Origin of the sequence: Flavobacterium psychroterrae, assembly GCF_018380615.1 — a bacterium.
In the GTDB taxonomy this organism is placed as follows: domain Bacteria; phylum Bacteroidota; class Bacteroidia; order Flavobacteriales; family Flavobacteriaceae; genus Flavobacterium; species Flavobacterium psychroterrae.
The window spans coordinates 139,428-160,302 of sequence record NZ_JAGYVZ010000014.1; the positions used below are offsets into that span (position 1 = coordinate 139,428).

The 20,875-nt window shown below is 34.1% G+C and carries 19 protein-coding genes and 1 tRNA gene; 14 read left to right on the forward strand and 6 right to left on the reverse strand.

What is annotated here, in order from left to right:
- Positions 1 to 113: 113 nt before the first annotated feature.
- Entirely contained in the window at positions 114 to 2,660 is a 2,547-nt protein-coding gene (locus tag KHA90_RS15690; protein WP_213302422.1) for a TonB-dependent receptor, read from the forward strand.
- A 634-nt stretch (positions 2,661 to 3,294) separates the two neighbouring features.
- Here the strand turns inward: KHA90_RS15690 and KHA90_RS15695 are convergent.
- The 3 genes from KHA90_RS15695 to era all read right to left on the reverse strand — a co-directional run bounded on the left by KHA90_RS15695 (position 3,295) and on the right by era (position 8,853).
- The gene (locus KHA90_RS15695; RefSeq protein WP_213302424.1) at positions 3,295 to 6,045 is read right to left on the reverse strand and encodes an outer membrane beta-barrel protein; all 2,751 of its coding nucleotides are present in this window, start codon (positions 6,043 to 6,045) and stop codon (positions 3,295 to 3,297) included.
- A 156-nt stretch (positions 6,046 to 6,201) separates the two neighbouring features.
- The gene (gene der, locus KHA90_RS15700) at positions 6,202 to 7,512 is read right to left on the reverse strand and encodes a ribosome biogenesis GTPase Der (RefSeq protein WP_213302441.1); all 1,311 of its coding nucleotides are present in this window, start codon (positions 7,510 to 7,512) and stop codon (positions 6,202 to 6,204) included.
- A 459-nt stretch (positions 7,513 to 7,971) separates the two neighbouring features.
- Positions 7,972 to 8,853, reverse strand: coding sequence for a GTPase Era (gene era, locus KHA90_RS15705; RefSeq protein ID WP_213302444.1), 882 nt, complete (start codon positions 8,851 to 8,853; stop codon positions 7,972 to 7,974).
- Positions 8,854 to 8,969: 116 nt separating this feature from the next.
- Between era and KHA90_RS15710 the strand changes: the two genes are divergently transcribed.
- Positions 8,970 to 9,042 (forward strand) — tRNA-Met (locus KHA90_RS15710).
- On the opposite strand, the gene KHA90_RS15715 is transcribed toward KHA90_RS15710, so the two are convergent.
- Together KHA90_RS15715 and KHA90_RS15720 are read right to left on the reverse strand one after the other, a co-directional pair.
- The gene (locus tag KHA90_RS15715; protein WP_213302519.1) at positions 9,002 to 10,558 is read right to left on the reverse strand and encodes a recombinase family protein; all 1,557 of its coding nucleotides are present in this window, start codon (positions 10,556 to 10,558) and stop codon (positions 9,002 to 9,004) included. The two genes, KHA90_RS15710 and KHA90_RS15715, sit on opposite strands and share 41 nt — an antisense overlap.
- Complete coding sequence (locus KHA90_RS15720) at positions 10,555 to 10,737, reverse strand: hypothetical protein (protein WP_213302447.1); 183 nt, start codon at positions 10,735 to 10,737, stop codon at positions 10,555 to 10,557. The genes KHA90_RS15715 and KHA90_RS15720 overlap by 4 nt, the downstream gene beginning before the upstream one ends.
- Before the next feature lie 169 nt (positions 10,738 to 10,906).
- Here KHA90_RS15720 and KHA90_RS15725 point away from each other — a divergent pair, with 169 nt between their 5' ends.
- Positions 10,907 to 11,623 (forward strand): hypothetical protein, encoded by a 717-nt coding sequence (locus KHA90_RS15725; protein ID WP_213302450.1) that lies wholly within the window; start codon positions 10,907 to 10,909, stop codon positions 11,621 to 11,623.
- Positions 11,624 to 12,125: 502 nt separating this feature from the next.
- Here KHA90_RS15725 and KHA90_RS15730 read toward each other — a convergent pair.
- Positions 12,126 to 12,842 (reverse strand): LexA family transcriptional regulator, encoded by a 717-nt coding sequence (locus KHA90_RS15730; RefSeq protein ID WP_262899368.1) that lies wholly within the window; start codon positions 12,840 to 12,842, stop codon positions 12,126 to 12,128.
- A gap of 279 nt (positions 12,843 to 13,121) precedes the next feature.
- Between KHA90_RS15730 and KHA90_RS15735 the strand changes: the two genes are divergently transcribed.
- The 11 genes from KHA90_RS15735 to KHA90_RS15785 all read left to right on the forward strand — a co-directional run bounded on the left by KHA90_RS15735 (position 13,122) and on the right by KHA90_RS15785 (position 20,663).
- Positions 13,122 to 15,206 carry a hypothetical protein gene (locus KHA90_RS15735; RefSeq protein WP_213302456.1) on the forward strand — a complete coding sequence of 695 codons (2,085 nt, stop codon included), beginning with the start codon at positions 13,122 to 13,124 and terminating at the stop codon, positions 15,204 to 15,206.
- Positions 15,203 to 16,138, forward strand: a complete 936-nt coding sequence (locus KHA90_RS15740; RefSeq protein ID WP_213302459.1) for an AAA family ATPase — start codon at positions 15,203 to 15,205, stop codon at positions 16,136 to 16,138. Before KHA90_RS15735 ends, KHA90_RS15740 begins: the two co-directional genes overlap by 4 nt.
- Positions 16,135 to 16,773 carry a hypothetical protein gene (locus KHA90_RS15745; RefSeq protein WP_213302462.1) on the forward strand — a complete coding sequence of 213 codons (639 nt, stop codon included), beginning with the start codon at positions 16,135 to 16,137 and terminating at the stop codon, positions 16,771 to 16,773. The genes KHA90_RS15740 and KHA90_RS15745 overlap by 4 nt, the downstream gene beginning before the upstream one ends.
- Before the next feature lie 374 nt (positions 16,774 to 17,147).
- The gene (locus KHA90_RS15750; protein ID WP_213302465.1) at positions 17,148 to 17,459 is read left to right on the forward strand and encodes a hypothetical protein; all 312 of its coding nucleotides are present in this window, start codon (positions 17,148 to 17,150) and stop codon (positions 17,457 to 17,459) included.
- Between the two features lie 18 nt (positions 17,460 to 17,477).
- Positions 17,478 to 17,738 carry a hypothetical protein gene (locus tag KHA90_RS15755; RefSeq protein ID WP_213302468.1) on the forward strand — a complete coding sequence of 87 codons (261 nt, stop codon included), beginning with the start codon at positions 17,478 to 17,480 and terminating at the stop codon, positions 17,736 to 17,738.
- Positions 17,739 to 17,743: 5 nt separating this feature from the next.
- Positions 17,744 to 18,448, forward strand: coding sequence for a DUF3164 family protein (locus KHA90_RS15760; RefSeq protein ID WP_213302471.1), 705 nt, complete (start codon positions 17,744 to 17,746; stop codon positions 18,446 to 18,448).
- Between the two features lie 338 nt (positions 18,449 to 18,786).
- The gene (locus tag KHA90_RS15765) at positions 18,787 to 18,981 is read left to right on the forward strand and encodes a hypothetical protein (protein ID WP_213302474.1); all 195 of its coding nucleotides are present in this window, start codon (positions 18,787 to 18,789) and stop codon (positions 18,979 to 18,981) included.
- Complete coding sequence (locus KHA90_RS15770) at positions 18,978 to 19,295, forward strand: hypothetical protein (RefSeq protein WP_213302479.1); 318 nt, start codon at positions 18,978 to 18,980, stop codon at positions 19,293 to 19,295. The genes KHA90_RS15765 and KHA90_RS15770 overlap by 4 nt, the downstream gene beginning before the upstream one ends.
- A gap of 413 nt (positions 19,296 to 19,708) precedes the next feature.
- Positions 19,709 to 19,978, forward strand: a complete 270-nt coding sequence (locus KHA90_RS15775) for a hypothetical protein (protein WP_213302482.1) — start codon at positions 19,709 to 19,711, stop codon at positions 19,976 to 19,978.
- Positions 19,975 to 20,334 (forward strand): hypothetical protein, encoded by a 360-nt coding sequence (locus tag KHA90_RS15780; RefSeq protein WP_213302485.1) that lies wholly within the window; start codon positions 19,975 to 19,977, stop codon positions 20,332 to 20,334. Before KHA90_RS15775 ends, KHA90_RS15780 begins: the two co-directional genes overlap by 4 nt.
- A complete protein-coding gene (locus KHA90_RS15785; protein ID WP_213302488.1) occupies positions 20,331 to 20,663 on the forward strand; it encodes a hypothetical protein in 333 nt (110 codons plus the stop codon). The genes KHA90_RS15780 and KHA90_RS15785 overlap by 4 nt, the downstream gene beginning before the upstream one ends.
- The last annotated feature ends 212 nt before the right edge of the window (positions 20,664 to 20,875 follow it).

The following is a 20,875-nucleotide window of genomic DNA, read 5'->3' on the forward strand; positions in this document are numbered from 1 at the left end:
AAAAACCAAAATAGTCAATTCTCTACTTTAAAAAACAATTCTTCTATGATGTGTATGTGCTGGTAAAAAAAATTTAATTTAAATTCTACTAATCACATATACTTACTATAAAAATGAAAAATTCTATAAAAAATATATTTACAATATTATCCTTTTTAACTTTCTCAATATCATTTGCACAAAACATCGAAGGTGTAGTTAAAACAAGTGAAAATACTCCGCTGGAAGCCGTAAACGTTGTTATAAAAGGAACAACAAATAATACCACAACAGATTCTGAAGGAAGGTTCATCATCGATACAAAAGGAAAACTTCCTTTAACTCTAATAATTCAATACGTAGGATACAAAACTACCGAAATCGAACTTACAGATCTACCAACGGCTTCGATACCTGTTACGCTTAAAGAAGAAAACGAACTTATAGAAGTTGTCGTTTCTTCAAGACGAAGAATAGAAAAAGTTCAGGATGTACCAATTGCAATTTCTGTAATTACAGGAAAACAAGCGGAGCAAACCGGAGCTTTTAACGTAAACAGAATCAAAGAACTTGTTCCATCTGTTCAATTGTATTCATCAAACCCAAGAAATACAGGAATCAACATTCGTAGTCTGGGTTCTCCTTTTGGTTTAACAAATGACGGGATTGATCCTGGAGTTGGTTTTTATGTTGATGGTGTTTATTACGCTCGTCCTGCCGCCACTACTTTAGATTTTATCGATATAGAGCAAATAGAGGTGTTACGTGGACCACAAGGATCATTATTTGGTAAAAACACAACTTCCGGTGCATTTAACATAACAACCCGTAAACCAAGTTTTACTTCAGGAGCTGATTTTGAAGTGAGCTACGGAAACTATAATTTTCTACAAGCTAAAGCTTCGGTTACAGGTGCTTTAGGTAAAAAAGTAGCAGGTCGTTTGTCTTTTTCAGGTACACAACGCGATGGTTTAATTGATAATGTCGCAACAGGAAGACCAACAAACACATTAAACAATCAAGGGATCAGAGGTCAGTTGCTTTGGACTCCTACAACAAATACAAATATTATTTTAGCAGGAGATATCACAACACAACGTCCCGACGGATATGCTCAGGTTGTTGCAGGTGTTGCTCCTACTCAAAGAGCTGCTTATCGCCAGTTTGATGCTATAATCAAAGATTTTAATTATCAACTGCCAAGTCAAAACGCTTTTGACCGTAAAATTGATCATGATACTCCTTGGCGTTCAGGACAAGATATGGGTGGTCTATCTCTTAACATTGATACAAAAATTGGATCAGGAACTCTTACTTCAACTACAGCTTGGCGTTTTTGGAACTGGGATCCGTCAAATGACAGAGATTTTACAGGATTGCAAGTTTTAGCATTATCTCAAAATCCAACAAGACAAACTCAATTTACTCAAGAAGTTCGTTACGCAGGTCAACTTACAGAAAAAATTAGTGGTGTGGTAGGTGTATTTTTTATAGATCAAACATCACAAACAGACGGAACAGAGGAATCTGGTAATGCACAATGGAGATTTGCACAAAGTACAACAAGCGCATTATGGAAAACTCCGGGACTTTTTGAAGGATACGGAATCAAAACCGATGCTAATATCAGAGCTTCAAGTGCCGCAGTATTTGGTCAAATCGACTGGGCTATTACAGATCGTCTTCACGTTTTACCGGGTTTAAGATATAATTTTGATAAAAAAGACGCGCATTATGCCCGTACAACATACGGCGGTTTACAAACTACTGATCCTGCATTACTTGCTTTGAAAAAATTAGTATATTCTGATCAGGCATTTGACTCCAGTACTGATAATACTGACTTTTCCGGAAACATAACATTGACTTTTAAAGCTTCAGACAAAATCAATATTTATGCTACTTATGCAAAAAGCTATAAACCAGTTGGTGTAAACGTAGCCGGACTTCCTACTGATGCAAAAGGTCTGCCATTATTGGATCTTGCTGTAATTAAGCCCGAAAAAGTAAATCATTATGAGATAGGTTTTAAAACTTCTCCATTTAGAAATTCAGTGTTTAATCTTGCATTCTTTGACACAGATATCAAAGATTTCCAAACTAATGTTCAGGCTGCTGAATTGGGTGTAAATCGTGGATATCTTGCTAATGCAGATAAAGTACGTGTTAGAGGTGCTGAACTTGATGCCAGCTTTGTTATTAGCCAACACTTAACTATTAATGGTGCTGCAACTTATACAGATGGTAAATATGTGAAATTTACAAATGCACCGCTTCCATTAGAAGAAACGGGAGCTCCAGTAGCTTTTAAAGATGTTTCAGGAACTGAATTACCTAGTGCTTCAAAATGGGCGGGATCTTTAGGAGGTGAACTTTCTGATAAGGCAAAATTCTTCGGAAATTCAGGAAAAGTTTTCCTTGGATTAGATTCTTATGCCAGATCTGAATTCTCATCAAGTCCTTCAGCTTCAAAATACTTAGTGGTTCCGGGTTATGCTATTTTCAATGCTCGTTTCGGTTTCCGTGCATCACAAGGCTTATCAATTCACTTTTGGGGACGTAACCTTTTAAACAAAGATTATTACGAACAATTATTACCGGCAGGTGGAAACACAGGACAATATGCAGGTGTAATTGGTGATCAAAGGACTTATGGCATTACTTTAAAGTATTCACTATAACACAATTAGTTAATTTTAATTACATGAAACGAGATAGGTTTTTAAATCTATCTCGTTTTTTTATGCTGTAGATTTTGATTGTCGATTTTATGCTGTTTCAAACATCTGAAATCAAAAATCGTTAGTCAAAAAATTTAAAATTACTTAACAGTTTAATCAAGAAAGTAATTAGAAAAAATCCGTTTTTACCAGCGTTTTCGCGTTAGCGAATCAGTAAAATCAGCATCTAATTTTTGACGCGGATAAAACAGATTTACTTCGTAAAAACGCGGATAAAAACGGATTTGATTTGCAATGATTTTATTTTCAAAAGCTTATCTTAATGAAATTGAGATAACTATTAAGGTAATTCAATATTTGAAATACAAAAAGATGTATTACACAATCTCCATAATCTCCATGTTCAAATAAAAATATGATACTTTCTTAACCTGCAGTTCCAGATTAAAAAATTAAAAAATCTGTGCAAAATCTGTTTAACCCGTAAAATCTGTGGGCATAAAAAAAGACGCACTGCTGTGCGTCTCTAAGGGAAATCTTTGTCTTCTTATTTTTTTTAAACCTTTGTTCCTTTGCCACTTTGCCACTTTGAACCTAAAAAAATTAGTAACTCAGAAGCTCATAAACTTAGAACCTAATCTCTTTGTCTTTTCTTTCCTCCTTTTTCAGCTCCTGCAAAATTTCCTATTTTATAACTTACAGAAAACATTACATAACGCTTCAAAACAGTATTTTCTTCATCACGGATCGATGTTGCCGAAATAGTTCTTGTAGCGCTTAGATTCTGATTTAAAACATCATACACTTTTATTTTAGCGTAGACTTTTTTATCAAAAAATCCATAAGACAAACTTGTATTCCACAAATAGAAATCCTTTTTGAAGTTGCTTGAAATACTAGAATTATAAGTGTAACCGAAATCATTACCGAAAATTAAATTTGCAGGCCAGTAACTTGTTGTTTGCAAATTAATTCTGTGTACAACATTAGAGGTCGCATCTCTTGATGAATTCTCATAATTAGTTTGATTGTATGATAAACTATAGGTTGGCGAAATCACTAAAAGTTCTCCGTATTCATAAGTCAGATTTACTTTTGGAGTAAGAGCTGTAGATTTTGCGTTGTATAAAACAGCATTGGTAAATCCTTTATCAAAAGAATAACTTCCGTTTAAACCAAAACCATATCGCAAAACATGAGCATCTCTTTTTATGGACTGATTCCAGTTTCCGCCAATCGAAGTCGTGTAAGTTCCTGAAATATTCACGTAAGTTGTGGTTCTTTTTCCGCTTTCATCATAAATAGAAGTTGAAACCACATCATTATTATAATAATCCCCTTTTACATACAAACTGTAACCGGAACGTGTGCGGAAATCATAATTTCTAAAACTAAAATTAGCGCTGTTTTTTTCGATAGGATTCAAATCCGGATTTCCTGTTATCGTATTTAAAGGGTTGGTTAAATTTAAAACCGGCATTAATTGAACTGCTGAAGGAAGTGCATTTGAATAATCATATTTGAATGTTAGATTCTTAGAACGGCTAAACTTATATCGTATTTGAAAATCTCCGTAAGGCAACGCATATTTCTTATTCAAATCAGTAGCATTATTAAGGTACAAAGAGTGATTATCAAACTCAACAAGTGCTGTTCTGGAATTTAAGTTGACCGTAAATTTGCTCTTCTGCCATGTAATCCCAACTTTAGGACTAAAGGAATTTTGTTTGGATGTTGTATAATTCGTCAAAGACTGATTTAAATCTGAATAAGATTGTGATGCAGCATCAAAATCATATGTTCTCATATCCTTCATTTCTTTGTTCCAGTCAAAATCAGATCCAAATCTAATTCTTAGAGAATCAGTTACCGGTTCTGTATATTCCAGTTCAAGAGAATAAGTATCTGTGGTATTATTGTTTATACTTTTCTGATTCCTATCGTCGTTAGGTTTACTGTCCTGATAAAAAATAGTTTGCGAAAGATTCAGCGCCTCAGCATCCGTTTTGGCGTTATTATTATCAAATACAACACTAAAATTACGCGACTTTTTCTTAAAAGCTTTATTGAAGTTAATTGTGTTTCCAAAACTTGTATTCGTGCTTTCAGAATATGATTTGGCATTACTTTCGTTCAAAGCATCACCATTTTCATCTTCAGAAAAACTAGATGAAGTTGAATTACTATTCGAGCGGGACTGATTCACTTTTGGCACAATAACTAATCTCGTAGTGGGATCAATTTTATATTCTAATTCAAAATTAACATTGTTTCCGGTATTTTCATTTCTGGTTTTAGAATCAGATGAAGTTGAAATATTTCCGGTTGGCAAAAAACTTATCTGGTCAGATTTGCTGTCATTATTATTAATCGAATTCGAAAAATTATAACTTCCCATTGCCATCAGCTTTTCCGACCAGTCATCAGAATAATTAAGTCCTATCAAGTTTGACTGTGTGATTCCTTTACCACTTCCTGAACTTCCGCTGCTGCCTTTGTTATTTCGCCCTCCGCCCATATTATCAAATACCTCATCCTGGGCAAATCCGGTTGAATTAATATTATTAGAGGAAGCTAAAACACTAATTTTTTGTTTATTATTGAAGAAATTCATGATCAGACTGCTTTCATAGCGATCATCAGAACCGTATCCGCCAAGAATTTTACCAAAGTAACCTTTATTTTTCTTTTCGTCGATTGTGATATTTATACTCGAAAAATCTGAAGTTGATTCTTGTTTTGACAATTCCTCCTTTTTCGTTTTAAAATCCGAAACCTGAATTTTTTTGATAATTTCTGCTGGCAGATTTTTTAAGGCGATTGCGCCATCTTTGTCAAAAAACGTTTTTCCGTTGACTAAAACCTGATTGACCTCCCTCCCGTTTACGGTAATTTTACCATCGGTTCCTACATCAAATCCAGGTAATTGTTTAAGTAAATTTTCCACATTCGAATCTGGCCGCACTTTATATGAGGCTGCATTAAATTCCAGCGTATCTTTTTTAATGGTTATTGGCGCAGCTTCACTTTTGATAACTACATTATCCAAAGCATTTGCAGTCTCTAACAAATATAGTTTACCAAAGTCCTTGCTTTCAAGAAGTCCTTTTTCTTCTTCAAAATAAGGCTGATATTCCATATAATTTACCTTTAAAAAAATAGGCTTATCATATTTTTTAGTTCTAATGCTAAAAGATCCGTTTTTATCTGTTGTAGCATATTCAATAACTGTGGAATCTTTTACTGTGGTAAAATAAACCGTTGCGAGTTCCAGCGGTAATTGTGTATTGATATCAATAACGGTTCCTTTAATAACAATGTCATTCTGGGCATTTGCCGAATAACAAAAAAGTGTAAAAATTAGGAAATAATAAATTTTGGTCATAAAATGGTTGGTTAGAAACAATAAGACTCCAAAAGAGCCAAAAGGTTTAATTGTAATTTCAACATTTATTCAAATAGTATGCCAGTAAGTTCAAAACAAATTATTACGATTATCAACAAGGCATAAAAAAAGTCCTCTTTGTGAGGACTTTTTATTTTATTTTTCTCTGATATAAATATCGATTGGCACTCCTGAAAAATCCCAATTTTCTCTAATTTTATTTTCAAGATATCTTTTATATGGTTCCTTAACATATTGTGGCATATTTGCAAAAAACACAAACTGAGGCGTTAAAGTTGGCAACTGCATACAATATTTAATTTTTACATATTTACCTTTTGTCGCTGGTGGCGGATAAGCTTCGATCACTTTCAACATAAATTCATTGAATTTAGAAGTTGGGATTCTTTGTTTTCTGTTTTCAAAAACCTGAACAGTAGCTTCTAATGCTTTCAATAAACGTTGTTTTGTTAAAGCCGAAACGAACAAAATTGGCACATCTGTAAAAGGCATTAATTCTTCTCTAATTTTAGCTTCGTAATCACGTGTAGACATAGTATCTTTTTCAACTAAATCCCATTTGTTCACTAAAATCACAACACCTTTACGGTTTTTTTCAGCCAACCAGAAAATACTTTGATCCTGACCTTCAAATCCGCGGGTTGCATCAATAATCAAGATACATATATCTGCATGCTCAATTGCACGAACTGAACGCATTACCGAATAAAATTCTAAATCTTCCTTTACTTTAGCTTTACGACGGATTCCCGCAGTATCAACCAGGTTAAATTCAAAACCAAAACGGTCAAATTTTGTATCAATTGCATCACGGGTTGTTCCTGCAATATCCGTTACCATGAAACGTTCTTTGCCAATTAAAGCATTGATAAAGCTTGATTTACCAGCATTTGGTCGTCCCACAACAGCAAAACGAGGTAAAACAACCTCTTCCTGAACTGGTTCCGGTTTCACTGGAAATGAATCGATTAAAGCATCTAATAAATCTCCTGTTCCGCTTCCTGAAATACTTGCAAATGTGAAATAATCTCCTAAACCAAGATTATAAAACTCAAGAGCGTCTTTTTCACGCATTGCATTATCTACCTTATTTACAGCCAATAAAACTGGTTTTGTCACTTTACGCAATAAGCGCGCAACAACGTCATCCATTGGTGTAATACCTTCTTCTACATCAACCACAAAAATAATAACATCAGCTTCGTCGATAGCTAATTCTACTTGTTTTCTAATTTCTCCTTCAAAAACGTCATCAGAACCGCGAACGTATCCGCCGGTATCAATTACAGAAAACTCTTTTCCGTTCCACTCGCTTTTACCGTAGTTTCTATCTCTGGTAACTCCAGAAACCGAATCTACAATAGCTTCTCTTCTTTGTATCAGCCTATTAAAAAGGGTTGATTTCCCTACATTAGGTCTTCCTACTATCGCAACAATGTTATTCATTTCTTTGAATTTTAGATTTTAGATTTTAGATTTTAGATTTTTAGTTGTCTAAAAACCTAATCACTTGTAATCCAAAATACTTTATTTTAATTTTTTGCAAAGGTAGGTAAAAAAGTGGCTAAGTCGCTAAGTTTCTAAGTACCTAAGTTTTTTATTATTTTTCCTGTTATATAAGGATTATTTTTAATGGCTGTTCCTGCACCCGAGCCTGAAAATGCGAACTGGCTAAGCAATCCGTTTCAATCTTTTGCTCCGCTAAAAAGCGTCACAAAGGATTCCACTTCTATCAGGGCTATGGCTTCAGGGTACCAAGAGCTTTGTCGGTCATCATTTCGCATTTCAACCTGAAACTTGAAACCTGAACAAAAAAACTTAACCATTCCAATTTCACATTTCAAACTTGAAACTTGAAACATTTTACCAATTCAACTATTAAACAATTAACCGATTAAACAGCAACTATTGATTATACCCAAATCGTTTCAACATGTTCGCGTTGCTTCTCCAGTTTTTATTCACTTTTACAACAAGTTCAATGTGAATTTGTTTCCCAAAGAATTTCTCTAAATCGGCACGAGAATCTACGCCCACTTTTTTCAAAGCAGCACCTTTATGTCCAATAATAATTCCTTTTTGAGTTTCGCGTTCTACCATAATAATCGAACGGATACGGATAATATTTTCGTCTTCAAAAAATTCTTCTGTAACGATTTCAACAGCGTATGGAATTTCTTTACTATAATTCAACAAGATTTTTTCACGAATGGTTTCGTTTACGAAAAAACGTTCCGGTTTGTCCGTTAATTGATCTTTAGGATAATATGCTGGAGATTCCGGCAACAATTCAATAATTCTCCCGAAAACTTCCGGTACATTAAAATTCTGTAAAGCGGATATTGGGAAAATTTCGGCATTTGGTACTTTCGCTGTCCAAAAAGCTACTTGTTCCTCTAATTGTTCCTGATTTGAGTTGTCGATTTTATTCAGCAATAACAAAACCGGAATTTTTGCATTAATGATTTTATTAAAAAAAGCTTCATCTTTTAAATCCTGCTCCCCTATTTCGACCATATATACCAAGATATCAGCATCTTCAAAAGCCGATTTTACAAAGTTCATCATCGATTCCTGCATTTCATAGGCGGGTTTGATGATTCCGGGAGTATCCGATAATATAAGTTGAAAATCTTCGCCATTCACGATTCCAAGAATACGGTGACGAGTTGTTTGTGCTTTTGATGTAATAATTGATAATCTTTCTCCAACAAAGGCGTTCATCAATGTTGATTTTCCAACGTTTGGATTCCCGATGATGTTTACAAAACCTGCTTTATGTGACATTTGTGTATTATTTAATGTGCAAAGGTAGTCATATCAACTCAATACAGAAAATAAAACATTTTTTAAAGTTTTCGTTGGATTTCTAGAAAATCGGCGTATCTTTGCACCCGAAACATCGCGGGATAGAGCAGTAGGCAGCTCGTCGGGCTCATAACCCGAAGGTCACAGGTTCGAGTCCTGTTCCCGCTACTACATGGGACAAAGAAGAAAAAGTCTTCTTTGTCCCTTTTTTATTTGTTGATATTCTACTATTAATCAAGTAGATAACTTGCAAAACTTCATTGATTCTAGTGGTTCGAAACTGATTTTCTGAAATAGTGAAATTCTCAGGATAAATCGAACCAATCAAATCTCTTGATTGAGACCAATCCCCACTATCATAGTATTCATTGAGCTTCAAGAGGTTTTCTACACCGACTTTTAATATTTCATCAATATCTTGATCATCTACATTAATACCTGCTAATTTAATTTCCAGTCTATTAATTACTGCCCCATAATCAGATTTCATGTCTCTGTAATCTGAAGCATCGATTTGTTGTGTTGCTAATAAATCTCTGGCATGCGAAAGCCTTTTTTCATAATCCTTAAGCTGGGCTATTATTTTAAGCTTTTCTTCATATATTTCTTTGGTCTGCTCTCTATAACATTCTGATAAAACAGAAATATAGAGATTTTTTATCTCCGGTATGGGAACATACTGTTTTAAATTCTTTATAAATACCTCGTTAGCCGTATCAGAATTTATCCTGTATTTACAGCCTGCACTACAATGATAATAAGGATAATACTTAGTACGCCCTTTGGAAATACTTGCCGTTAATATCTTTGAACATTCCGGACAAGTAAAAAATCCACGCAATGGAAACGGCTTAGTAGTAATTGCTTTTGGCAAATATGTTTTTGATCTTCCGTCAAGTATGTCCTGCACTTTATAGAACAGAGTCTGCGATATTAAAGGTTCATGCTGACCTGTTACATAGGCGAGATCTTCATCTTTATATTTTGGAATCACGATCTTACCACAATAAAGAGGATTACGAATAGCTCTCCAAAAATTATTTTTACTTGCTTTAAGACCTTTTTCTTTTGCCATGCAAAGAACCTGTTCTGTATTAAAAATTCCTTTTGAAAGCTCTTCAAAAGCCCACTTCAAAATAGATGCCTCAGGCTGGTCAAATGCAATATACTTAGTCCCATCTTCTTTAACCTTGTTAATATATCCCACAGGAGCATATCCCATATATCTTCCCTCTTTCCTTGCTCTACGCATACCATGAAAAGTATTAAGTGCCCTTCTATCATTCTCTACCTCAGGAGCAGCAAGATAAAAAGCGAGCATCATTTTATTCTCAGGAATAGTAAAATCAAGTGGCTGTTCAATACCTTGCGGCTCTACACCAAGTTTCCTGAGGATATTTATCATTTGATAAGCATCTCCAGCATTACGGCTAAACCTATCCCATTTAGTAAATAAAACAAGATCAATTTTGTTTTTGTGCTTTTTTAAATTTTGCAAAAACTTATTCCATTTGGGTCTGTTAAAGGTCTTTGCCGAGTGATCTTCATAAATCACGTCCCTTATCTCAATGGAGTTAATTTCACAATATTTACGCAGTACTTCTTCCTGATTTCTTTGGGAATATCCCCTATCTGCCTGTTCATCGGTACTCACTCTTACATATAAGTCTGCTATCATTTTCATCCTCTTCTTTTTAAATACTTAGTTACTGTAATATTTGCTAATTTACGCAAAAAATCCAAAATATTCTTAGCTTGTTCAAGCGTTACATCCAGTCCTTCAGACCTTAACATTTCCAAGGCTTTCTCCGGAGTAATTCTTCTCTTCTCATTTATCTCTTCATTAACTTCTTTATTTGCCATACTACTTTCTTTAATGTTCACCATCCTTTATCATTCGCTAGTAACTTTCATAATGCTAAGATAACAAAATGTTTTTATAATTTTATATTTTATAAAAACTTTATCTATATTTGTACCGATTTTAAGTATATTATAACCAATATCAGATCAAACAATTCCGTAAAACAATATGAACAAACTATCTAAAATAAGCTATAAAACCTATTTCAACGAAAAACTGAAACAAGTTCCATTGGGTAGAATCATGACACATCCTTTGTATGTGCAGGTAACTTTTGAAAGAAAGACACTCTTTTTTAAAAGTAATTTTTTTGAGTTGTTTTCCAAACCAAAGTATATTATAGCTGTTGCGGGACTCGTAGGAAGCCCTTCTCTTGAAAAGATTATTGCCTTAGAAATGGAAGTAATTGAATTTATCGAAAACAAGCATTCCGGTAATTTCTCGCTAGAACTATTCAAAGAAGAATATGCTTTTTACAGCCAGGATCTCTGTGATATCATGGAAGAGGAATTTCGTAATTATCTTTATACCTTTTTTCAGGACAAAAGTATGTCTGTCTTCGCAACAGCAATTCGCGAAGGGAGCAGGCAGCGTATCCCTTATGAAATTATCAGAGATCTAAAAAAGGCTTTTACAAGACCTTTCTATGATGAACTTATTGAGAATTCATTGTATTACGGACCTCCCTATTTTGCATTATATGAATTTATGCAGCAGACTAAAAAATGGCCAATGCTTTATCTTAGTGTTATGGAATGGGAAACAGGTAATACTAGAACAGAATTCTTTGAATATGTAAAAAAACACTATCCAAAACATAATGCAGTTGAAATAAAAGATGAAGTAGAAAAGTGGATCGCTTATATAAAAAATAAAAGTATTTAATATAGGCACTAAATTAAAATAAACAATAACACTATAACCAAAAAAGGTCGAAAACTCCAATAAAATAAGGCTCTCACAGAAATGTGGGAGTTTTTTTTTGAATAATTCAAATGTACAACAGGTATCATTAAGTACCATTTAAGTACCGTTTAAAAAGAATTTAAAGTACCATTTAAGCTGCGATGTATTACTGAGCGGTAAATATACTGTAGATACAGTTAAAAGCTTGGTATTAAAGAGTTTTTCGGAAGTAGAAAATTAGTTTTTATAAGCTGTTTAAAATAAATTAACGTATATCTCATAAAAGTAACTTTTTAGTTATGCGTAGCCCAATGGGTAGCCTAATGGGTAGCCTAATTGTTGTATGAAATTTTATTGAGCAATACCCCGTAATGTCTATTTAAAGCCATAAATGTTCAAAAAACAGCTTTAAAGATACCCCGTAATGCATAAAAATCAGATGTTATAAAAGTTAAATAACTAATAATGAGACGATTATATTTTAGTACATCGAATTTATTCTAACGCTAGCCTTAATTAACGCCAAACCTTTAATATTTTTGATATGAAACTCTGTTGGTTGATGGTGCCTGTTTTCAGAAACAAGCTTAACAAAATCGTGCCCTAGTTCTGATCGATGCAACCACTTTACCATTACAAATTCATCTCCATAGTCATTTGTTATCGATACCAGATACATTTCACCCCAAAATATCGCATCTAAAGCATTTTCAACTTTTTTGTACATTATTATATCTCCGGATTTTAGTAATGGATACATACTGTCACCACTAACATAAATAGCGCCGTCACATTTTGGTAGATTTGGAATTGTAATATGATCAATAGGTTTTTCTCCAATATGATCTTTAAAAAGTGAAACGACAGAGGCGGATGCCTGTATATCATATAAAGGTACCGACTGCTTCTGGACAACTTCGTCCGTTTTTAATTTGAATATCTGGGAATCTTTATTATTGTGAAATTCTTCTTTCAAGCTATTTTTTTCTGAAATTAATTTTATAGGCTCTTCGCCAGTCAATAAAAAAACAGGATTAATATTTACACATTTCGTGTACAGCAATTCAATGTCATAGGTGTTTCTGCTCTTCCAATTCGATAGAGATTGTTTCGATATACCTAGAAATTCAGCAAAATCACCATCTTTTGACATTTGATATGCATCTTGTATCTTATTGATTATTAGTTTTTTATCCATTTTGTAAACAAAAAGTGTATTTTTATGTTGTTGGTAAACAATTTGTGTATATATTTGTTCCGTTAAAAAGAACAAACAAAACTATGGACAAACATACAAAAACGAAAAGTAACCACAATACGGAAATCCTTACTCGCATTAAAGAAAAGTATGGATTCTCTCTCCGCTTCATCAGAATGAGCCTAGCAGGAAACCGAAATAGTGAGATGAGCGATCTGGTTAAAAAGGACTATAAGATTATGCACGAGGCAGTAACAAAGCTTTTAAAATCACTTTAGTTTGGAAACGCCTTACGAATATCACGACAAAAAATTAGGTGTTAAAATTAAATACTTAGTTTATGATCGCTTCGAACGATGTTTTCATGCGGACAGTTTAAAACTCATAAGTTATAACGCACTATACAAACGGCTTAATTCGAAAAATAGCACTGAAACCGAACTGCGCCGTGCTTCATTAGGTTGTGACGCTCTGATCCTTCATTCGTCGATAACTCAGGAGTGGAAAGATGAATTAGCAGTAAAGTTTGGAAAGCCAAATGAAGAAATTAAAAAAAGTTGGTTTGCTCAGCATTATATCGCAGATCGTGAAGCATATAATTTTTATATAGCCTATCAGTATGGTGAAAAAGTAAAGCTTGACCCGGCAGTGATTCAAAAATATGTTTTTCAGTCCTCAGTTCTTAATACAGTGTTGCTAATGAAAACAAATCGTAAGCAGTATTTAAAAACATTAGGTTGTACAACGGTTGATATTTGGGAAAGCTTGAGCCGTGATGTAAACGCATTCACCGAAGTTGATCACAAGTTACCAACTACAAAGAGTTCTTTGAGATTTAAGGTAAATAAATATTTGAAGGAAGGCTATGCTGGAATCATTTCCGATAAATACGGAACGCAAAACGCTCTGAAATTAAAGGAACGTGAGCAGGAAGCCTTGATAGATGAATTGCTGGCTAAGCACACCAATTTAGATAATGAACTGGTAGCAAATTTATACAACATCGTTGCTGAAAAAATGAATTGGCCTACAGTTACAGCGCAAACAGTTGGAAATCGTAAAAAAGAAAGAAACCTTGTTATTTATGCTGGTAGAAATGGAGTTTCGGCATTGTCTAATAACATTTTGATGCAAAACAAAAGACAAGCTCCAACCGCACCAATGTTGTATTGGACACTTGACGGATGGGACGCAGAACTTTTATATCAAAACACTTCAGTCGATAAACGCGGATATTCCACAACGACGTATCACAACAGGTTAACAATGGTTGTTGTTCTTGACGCTTTCAACAAATATCCAATTGGTTATGCAATAGGTTCTCACGAATCACGGGAACTTATTAAAGAAGCTTTACGAAATGCGATTAACCACACTGCTGAGCTATTTGGTGAAAGAATGAATCCAAGACAGTTGCAAAGTGATAACTATCAAAGTAAAGTACTTACACCCGTTTATCAGGCATGTGCGCATATTTATACACCTGCAAAAGTTAAGAACGCTAAATCAAAAATCATTGAGCCGTATTTCAGCCATATAAACAAAACATATTGCAGGTTAATGGATAATTGGAGCGGCTATAACATCAACAGCGGTTCTAAGAATCAACCAAATTCAGAAATGATCAATAAGATTAGTAAGTTTTTTCCAGATGAACAGGGATGCAGGCAACAACTAGAAAGCATCATTCGTGCTGAGAGAGGTAAAAAAGTCGACGAGTATGTGAGCAATTGGGAAAATGTTCCTGAAGATTTAAAACTTACAATGCCAAATGAAAATTTCTTATTGGCATTAGGTAAAAAATCAGGACTTACCAACAAGTTAGTAGGATCAGGCTTAAACGTTAGGATTGACGGTGTTAAGGAAGTGTACGACAGTTTTGATTTAGATTTCAGAAAACAAGGGCATCAGGATTGGGAAATACTATACGATTCTAAAAATATAGATCAGGTTCTGGCGGTAAGCAAAGATTATAAGCACAGGTTCTTATTAGAAAGAAAGCATATTCAGGCTATGGCTTTGGATGATCGAAGCGAAGCGGATGCTGGACAGTTAAAACGAGTGAGTGACTATAATAAGCGTGCAATTGAATACATCACAAATGAACGTGAGGAAAATGCTCTATTACTAGAAAATCTCTTCGAAAACACTTTACTGAGTGACACGTTGGCGAAACATTTAATAGTTGATTCCAGGGGACAACATAAAGACCAGAAAAGTCGACAGCGCTTACAGCACAAAGGCGCTAAAATATTGGAAAGGCAGGAAACAATAATCGAAACAAAAGCGAATAAGACTTGGCAGCAAGAACAGGACGACTATTACAATCAAAAAACAGACATAAACAAATACCTACAACCATGACACAAGAACTAAAACATCAAATTGTAAGCGAGTTAGAAAACTACTTATCACAACATGAAATGTCAGCTAATGACTTTGTTAAAAAATCAGGTGTTAATGAGTCGTATATCTCAAATATGCGAAATAAAAGTTTCAAAATTGGACCAACTGAAATTGCACCTAAATGGTTTGAAAAAGTGGCATCCTTTATTGGATTAGCATTAAAGAAAACATATTGGAAACCAGTAGTAACTAAACAAATGACCGCTATGATGGCAATTTTAGAAGATTCAAAAGAACATGGTACAATTAACCCTGTTATCGGTGAAACAGGTTGCGGAAAAACTTTTAATTCAAACCTATTTGCTGCACAACATCCTTTGGACACTTTTATAATTAAAGTTGGTAGTTCTGATAACCTTTCAGACCTAATTGACAAGATTTTGGACAAAGCTAAAATTCCGCATTCTAAAACCAAAAGCAAAAACATTAATGCGATTGTAAAGTTTATGCAAAAGCAAAAATTCGAAAGTTTAAAGCCCCAATTGATTTTTGATGAATGTGAATATATGAAGCAACCAACGCTTTCAATGATGAAAGAGCTTACAGACGACTTAAAAGGACATTGTTCAATAGTTCTTATTGGCACTGACGAATTAATTGACAATTTGGATAAACTGAGAAAACGTAAAAAAGCAGGTATGCGTCAGTTCTATCGCCGTATAAAATTTGGAATACGTGTTTTACCAAGTATTGATAAAAACTTTCAAGGATTTCTGGAAAATGTAGAAGACAGACCACTAAGATCATTTTTGCAACGAGTTTGTGAAAATTATGGAGAATTACATGACGCCTTAGTGCCAGCATTACGAGAGGCAGACAGAACAGGCGAAAAACTCAACGAACAATTTGTTAGAAAAGTGCTAAACCTACCAACCCAAATGTTTGCATGAAAAAAGCCCTAACAGTCGGCAACATTGTTAACCAAAAAGTAACACTCATAGATTTCGAAAATATTGCACCAAAGTTATATCAAGCTTTCGGTAATCCACAGGATAGAGGGGTTTGGTTTGTTTGGGGTGGCTCAGGTTCTGGTAAAAGTAACTTGCTGTTAGATATTGTTAAAGCCTTTTGCAAAGAATTGAAAGGTATACATAATGAACTTGAAGAGGAATTGGACGATGATGATTTCATAAAAAGGACGAGCCAAAAAAACATGCAGGATGTTAAAGACAACTACGTCGCAGCAAGTTATAATTACAAAGATTTGTGCAACTACCTCGATCGGCGAAATAGTCCTCAGGTCGTTTTGATTAATTCAGCATCTTATTTTTTCGAGAATCTGGATCAGTACTTTGAGTTTACAAGGAAATACAAGAATAAAAAAATAATCATAATTGCAGGAATGGCACTTGGTAACAATCCATATTCCGAGTTAGAAAGAAAGATTATGTACGATGCAAACAAAAAAATATTCGTGTCGGGATATTTAGCAACGTGCAAAGGAAGGACAATAGGACCCAACGGCGGGACTTATATAGTTTGGCAGGAAGGCTACGAAAAATTAAGAGGTTCAGAGAAAAACTAAAAAAAACAAAAACAATGACAACAATCCATTCAAAATTAGCGATCACACCAGAGCAGTACGAATCAATGATTTTTAATTTATATAGCAATTGGTGTATTAGTGTGACTACAACGGAAAGACAATTTCAGCAGGTGTTGGCAAACAGTTCTGTCAACGCCTGGTTCAGAATTGAACTGACGAAATGTGAAGCTGAATTTATAAATCTGACCAAGATTTACACTAATCCTAATGTAACTGCATCCGATTATAATAAATGTTACAGCGAATGTACACTCAATCTTTTCAATATACGACCTATGCCGCTACTTGCTCCAATCGTGAAACGAAAAGTAAAGGGAACCCGGGTCCTTAACATCTTAAGCCAAAACTAATTTATGACTGAAACTGAAACATTACAGAGATTAGAATTGCTTTATCTGGTTTTGCAGTTCTGCACCAGAGAGCAGGAAAAAGGAAGAAAACAAATTTTCACTCAGGGCGAGCGAATAGAAATTAATCAGGAACGTGGTTCGAGGTTTGAATACTTAAGTTATCTAAAAGGAGAACATAACGAAAGCGAGGTAAGAAAAGCAATTGTTGCCCAATCGATAGAGGAAAAAATTGCTTACTGTCTTAATCTGATTATCAAAAACCAATGGAAAGGAAATGCACAGAGCCACTTTTTAGAGCATTTAAAAAGATATTAAAACTAAAAAGATCATTCCATGATAAAAGATAAAATAAAACCGAAGAAGCCCCCTAAAAGAAAAAGGACTCCTGAAGAAAACAGACGGTACAAGTTGCATCAAAAAATAAAAATGTTCTTCGAATACCACGGCAAACAAAAGACAGTAATAATTCCTTATAACTATGATTTACAGAACGAATTTATTATTGAGCTCAGGGATAAATTTAGATACAACATTCAATACTCAATAATATCTCCTAACGAAATAGAAGTAAAAGATTTTAAAATAATAAACTAATAATTATGAACACAGAAATTAAAACACCGGTTATCAATTTAAATAATCTTTCCGAAAAAGACTTAAGAGCTGAACTTGTTAAAAGACAAAATGCAAAAGCGGACATCAAAGCAACATTAGAAGAATTGAAGTCTGAAAGCATACCATTATATTTTGATGAGCTTAAAAAGTGGTCTGACGAAGGCGTGAGAATCAAATCACATATTTTTAAGGAAATCAAGTCGATGTTAGAAATGAAACTTGAAGCTTACAGCGAGAAAACAGATCAAAAAAGCCACACTTTCACTACTAAGGAAGGCACAAGTATTATAATAGGTTACAATGAAAATGCCGGCTATACTGATGATGTTTTTATAGGAGTAGCAAAAGTAAAAAGTTTCATCAACTCCCTAATTAGCGATAAAAAAACGGCAGGATTAGTAAATCAGATTAATCGATTGTTGCGTCCTGATAAAAAAGGAAATCTTGATCCAAAAAGAGTCTTAGAACTAAAGCAAATGGCAAATGAGTATAACGATATTGGATTGATTGAAGGCGTTGAAATCATCGAAAACGCATATAACCCGAAGTTATCCAGTTGGTATATTAAAGCAAGTTTTAAAAACAACGTTGGAATAGAACAAAACTTACCTCTTTCAATGTCTTCAATACCTTTTCCCGAAAATTTTGATCTAAGTTTTTTGTTACCACAGGACGATGCAACCGAGTAGTAATAATCTAAGTACGATCATATTATTAGGGGTCCTGCTAATAATAACCAACCGAAAGCCAATAGCCACTTATACTGAGTGGCTAAAATTTAAAATTAGAATAACCTATAAACTTTGGCAAAATGACCGTAAAAATAATACCAATAGAAGATCACAGCAAATATAGCGTTAACGGACATCTTTTAATTCAGGTATCTGAGACACAATGGATAGTTCCAAATCCTTTGGATTCGCTATCCCAAATCGAAAAAAAAGCATTCACTGTTTACAAGACGATAATTATAGATAATCCAAGATTTAAAAAGCACCCGAAATCAACATACAAAATATAATACAATATGAAAAACTTCAACAAACTATTAGCATTTGACGAATTAATGAAAACCATAAAAACAAATACAGATGATCCTTTATCAGAGGCTATTAAAAAATTAATAGACGGTCAGGATTATTTGCAAACAATACATGACGAAGCTTTTGCAGCAGGATTTGAAAAAGGATGTGACGCAACTAATAAAGTAAACGAGCTATGATCAAAGCTAAAACCCCTCAAGTCTACAGCGGAACCGGTTCCGCTGTAGACAACTACAACAAACCCAAAAAACAGCTTGAAAACATTTTAAATAGTGGCAAAAAGCAAAGCAATTCTAATTGGGGTCTGTTTGACAATAATAATCAGCAGCACAAAATGATCTTATCTCACTTACGAACACTTCAATGGGTTGTGCCTAATGAAAAGTGGGGCGAAGTTCCAGACTTAAACAGGCTTAGTGATTTTTTAAAGAGTGATAAATCGCCAGTTAAAAAGTCTTTAAAGAAATGGGCGAAACGGAGCTTTCAAAAATGATCAGTTGTTTTGAATTAATGGTAGTTAAAAAATATAAATAACATGACTTACTTTTTAATATTTATCGCACTGTTAATAGCCTTCTTTATTGCCTTAGTTACTGCTTTTATAACGGTGATATATCTCGTTTGTAAAATGGAATTAGCAGAACAAGAAGAAGAAGATCAATGGCTATTTAAAGCTCATTGCTTCGAATGTGAAATCGAGATGCCTGTCAAAGAAAAAAACGGAAGCCTTTACTGTTCCAATTGTGGTCTGAGGCATTAAATATGAAGATTTATAGTATTACGGAAGAATGTCCACACGACATAGCCGAAATAAGAGTGCTAGAAGTTACTTGTGGTTGTGAAACCACAGTACTCATTTGCATAGAATGCGGAAAACGATTAACAGAGCCTAAAACAGAATGTTAAATGAATAATGAATTTACAAAACACGAAGCGAGATTTAATTCGCATTATCCTTTGCATAAATACGAACTGAATATGAAGATCAGGAAATTTGTTTATGTTAATAATCTTCTGCTACCCGGAGACTTTTCTACACATCCTTATTCTCTTTATCAAAGTGAATCTCCTGACCGAGGATTTGAATACGCAGTTATATTTCTAGCTCGTGTTAAAACACCAGACGATATACTTCGCGAACAATTAGAATATCAAATCAAAAATTTGGAATCATGAAAATAATTACAAGCAAAGAAACCCTTCTAAAAAAACTAAAGAAGGAAAACATATTGAGCAATGGTCGTATTTGTTATTTAACTGACTTTCACAAAACCAAGTGTGGAAAAGTCTTAGTTGAAAAATTAATAAAAGATCGAACATTAGAAAAAACCAGAGGTTATGGAGCGTGGTTTGAGACTGAATGGAAATTACGTAAGCCTGTAGGTAATCATTTGGGTGTTGACATATTTTTAGATCATACCAGGAATCAATACTTTTTTAAGGTAAAGAAAGGAGTTTATGATATTGACACATATCAATACTGTATCGCTAAACTGGAATATTTAAACAAATTAGGAGAAAAGTTAACATGAAAATAGATTTAAGATTAACACCCGAAAACGCCATAATAATCGCAGCAACTATTGAGGCAGTTTATAACACAAATGCCATTACTCGCAGAAATAAAGCAGTTTTATCAATTGCGTTGGATGTTGCTGCTAAACTCGATGCAAAAGCGGTATTGGCAAAAGGAAAAAAGAATCATTTCGACGCTAAAAAGAAAATAAAAGTTTCTCTAAAATTCCACGAAGCCGATATGTTAGAATTATTATTGCTTCAACAGATAAAAAATGTTCAAGAGCCTTATATCAGACAACAAATTCAAAAAACAATTGACGATCTAAACCAAAAATTAGCGTAATGAGGCAAACGAAAACACTTAAAAAGCCAACCCTTAAAGCGGAAACCATCTTTGACACCGAAAAGAGATTACATCAGGAGGCCAAATGCAAATTCTGGCAAAAGTGAGCATACCATTCCGGTAAAAGAGATCAGTTGATTCCGGTTTAAAGTGACCACCCTATTCTTGTAAAAGAGATCAGTTGATTCCGGTTCAAAGTGACCACCTCAAAA

Bases quoted from the DNA above. Each gene is read 5' to 3' on its own strand.
- KHA90_RS15690 (WP_213302422.1), top strand. From the start codon at position 114: ATGAAAAATTCTATAAAAAATATATTTACAATATTATCCTTTTTAACT.
- KHA90_RS15730 (WP_262899368.1), bottom strand. From the start codon at position 12,842: ATGGATAAAAAACTAATAATCAATAAGATACAAGATGCATATCAAATG.
- KHA90_RS15780 (WP_213302485.1), top strand. From the start codon at position 19,975: ATGAAAATAATTACAAGCAAAGAAACCCTTCTAAAAAAACTAAAGAAG.
- KHA90_RS15775 (WP_213302482.1), top strand. From the start codon at position 19,709: ATGAATAATGAATTTACAAAACACGAAGCGAGATTTAATTCGCATTAT.
- KHA90_RS15755 (WP_213302468.1), top strand. From the start codon at position 17,478: ATGATAAAAGATAAAATAAAACCGAAGAAGCCCCCTAAAAGAAAAAGG.
- KHA90_RS15740 (WP_213302459.1), top strand. From the start codon at position 15,203: ATGACACAAGAACTAAAACATCAAATTGTAAGCGAGTTAGAAAACTAC.
- KHA90_RS15715 (WP_213302519.1), bottom strand. From the start codon at position 10,558: ATGAAAATGATAGCAGACTTATATGTAAGAGTGAGTACCGATGAACAG.
- KHA90_RS15760 (WP_213302471.1), top strand. From the start codon at position 17,744: ATGAACACAGAAATTAAAACACCGGTTATCAATTTAAATAATCTTTCC.
- KHA90_RS15745 (WP_213302462.1), top strand. From the start codon at position 16,135: ATGAAAAAAGCCCTAACAGTCGGCAACATTGTTAACCAAAAAGTAACA.
- KHA90_RS15695 (WP_213302424.1), bottom strand. From the start codon at position 6,045: ATGACCAAAATTTATTATTTCCTAATTTTTACACTTTTTTGTTATTCG.
- KHA90_RS15785 (WP_213302488.1), top strand. From the start codon at position 20,331: ATGAAAATAGATTTAAGATTAACACCCGAAAACGCCATAATAATCGCA.
- KHA90_RS15770 (WP_213302479.1), top strand. From the start codon at position 18,978: ATGATCAAAGCTAAAACCCCTCAAGTCTACAGCGGAACCGGTTCCGCT.
- KHA90_RS15750 (WP_213302465.1), top strand. From the start codon at position 17,148: ATGACTGAAACTGAAACATTACAGAGATTAGAATTGCTTTATCTGGTT.
- KHA90_RS15720 (WP_213302447.1), bottom strand. From the start codon at position 10,737: ATGGCAAATAAAGAAGTTAATGAAGAGATAAATGAGAAGAGAAGAATT.
- KHA90_RS15725 (WP_213302450.1), top strand. From the start codon at position 10,907: ATGAACAAACTATCTAAAATAAGCTATAAAACCTATTTCAACGAAAAA.
- KHA90_RS15765 (WP_213302474.1), top strand. From the start codon at position 18,787: ATGAAAAACTTCAACAAACTATTAGCATTTGACGAATTAATGAAAACC.
- era (WP_213302444.1), bottom strand. From the start codon at position 8,853: ATGTCACATAAAGCAGGTTTTGTAAACATCATCGGGAATCCAAACGTT.
- der (WP_213302441.1), bottom strand. From the start codon at position 7,512: ATGAATAACATTGTTGCGATAGTAGGAAGACCTAATGTAGGGAAATCA.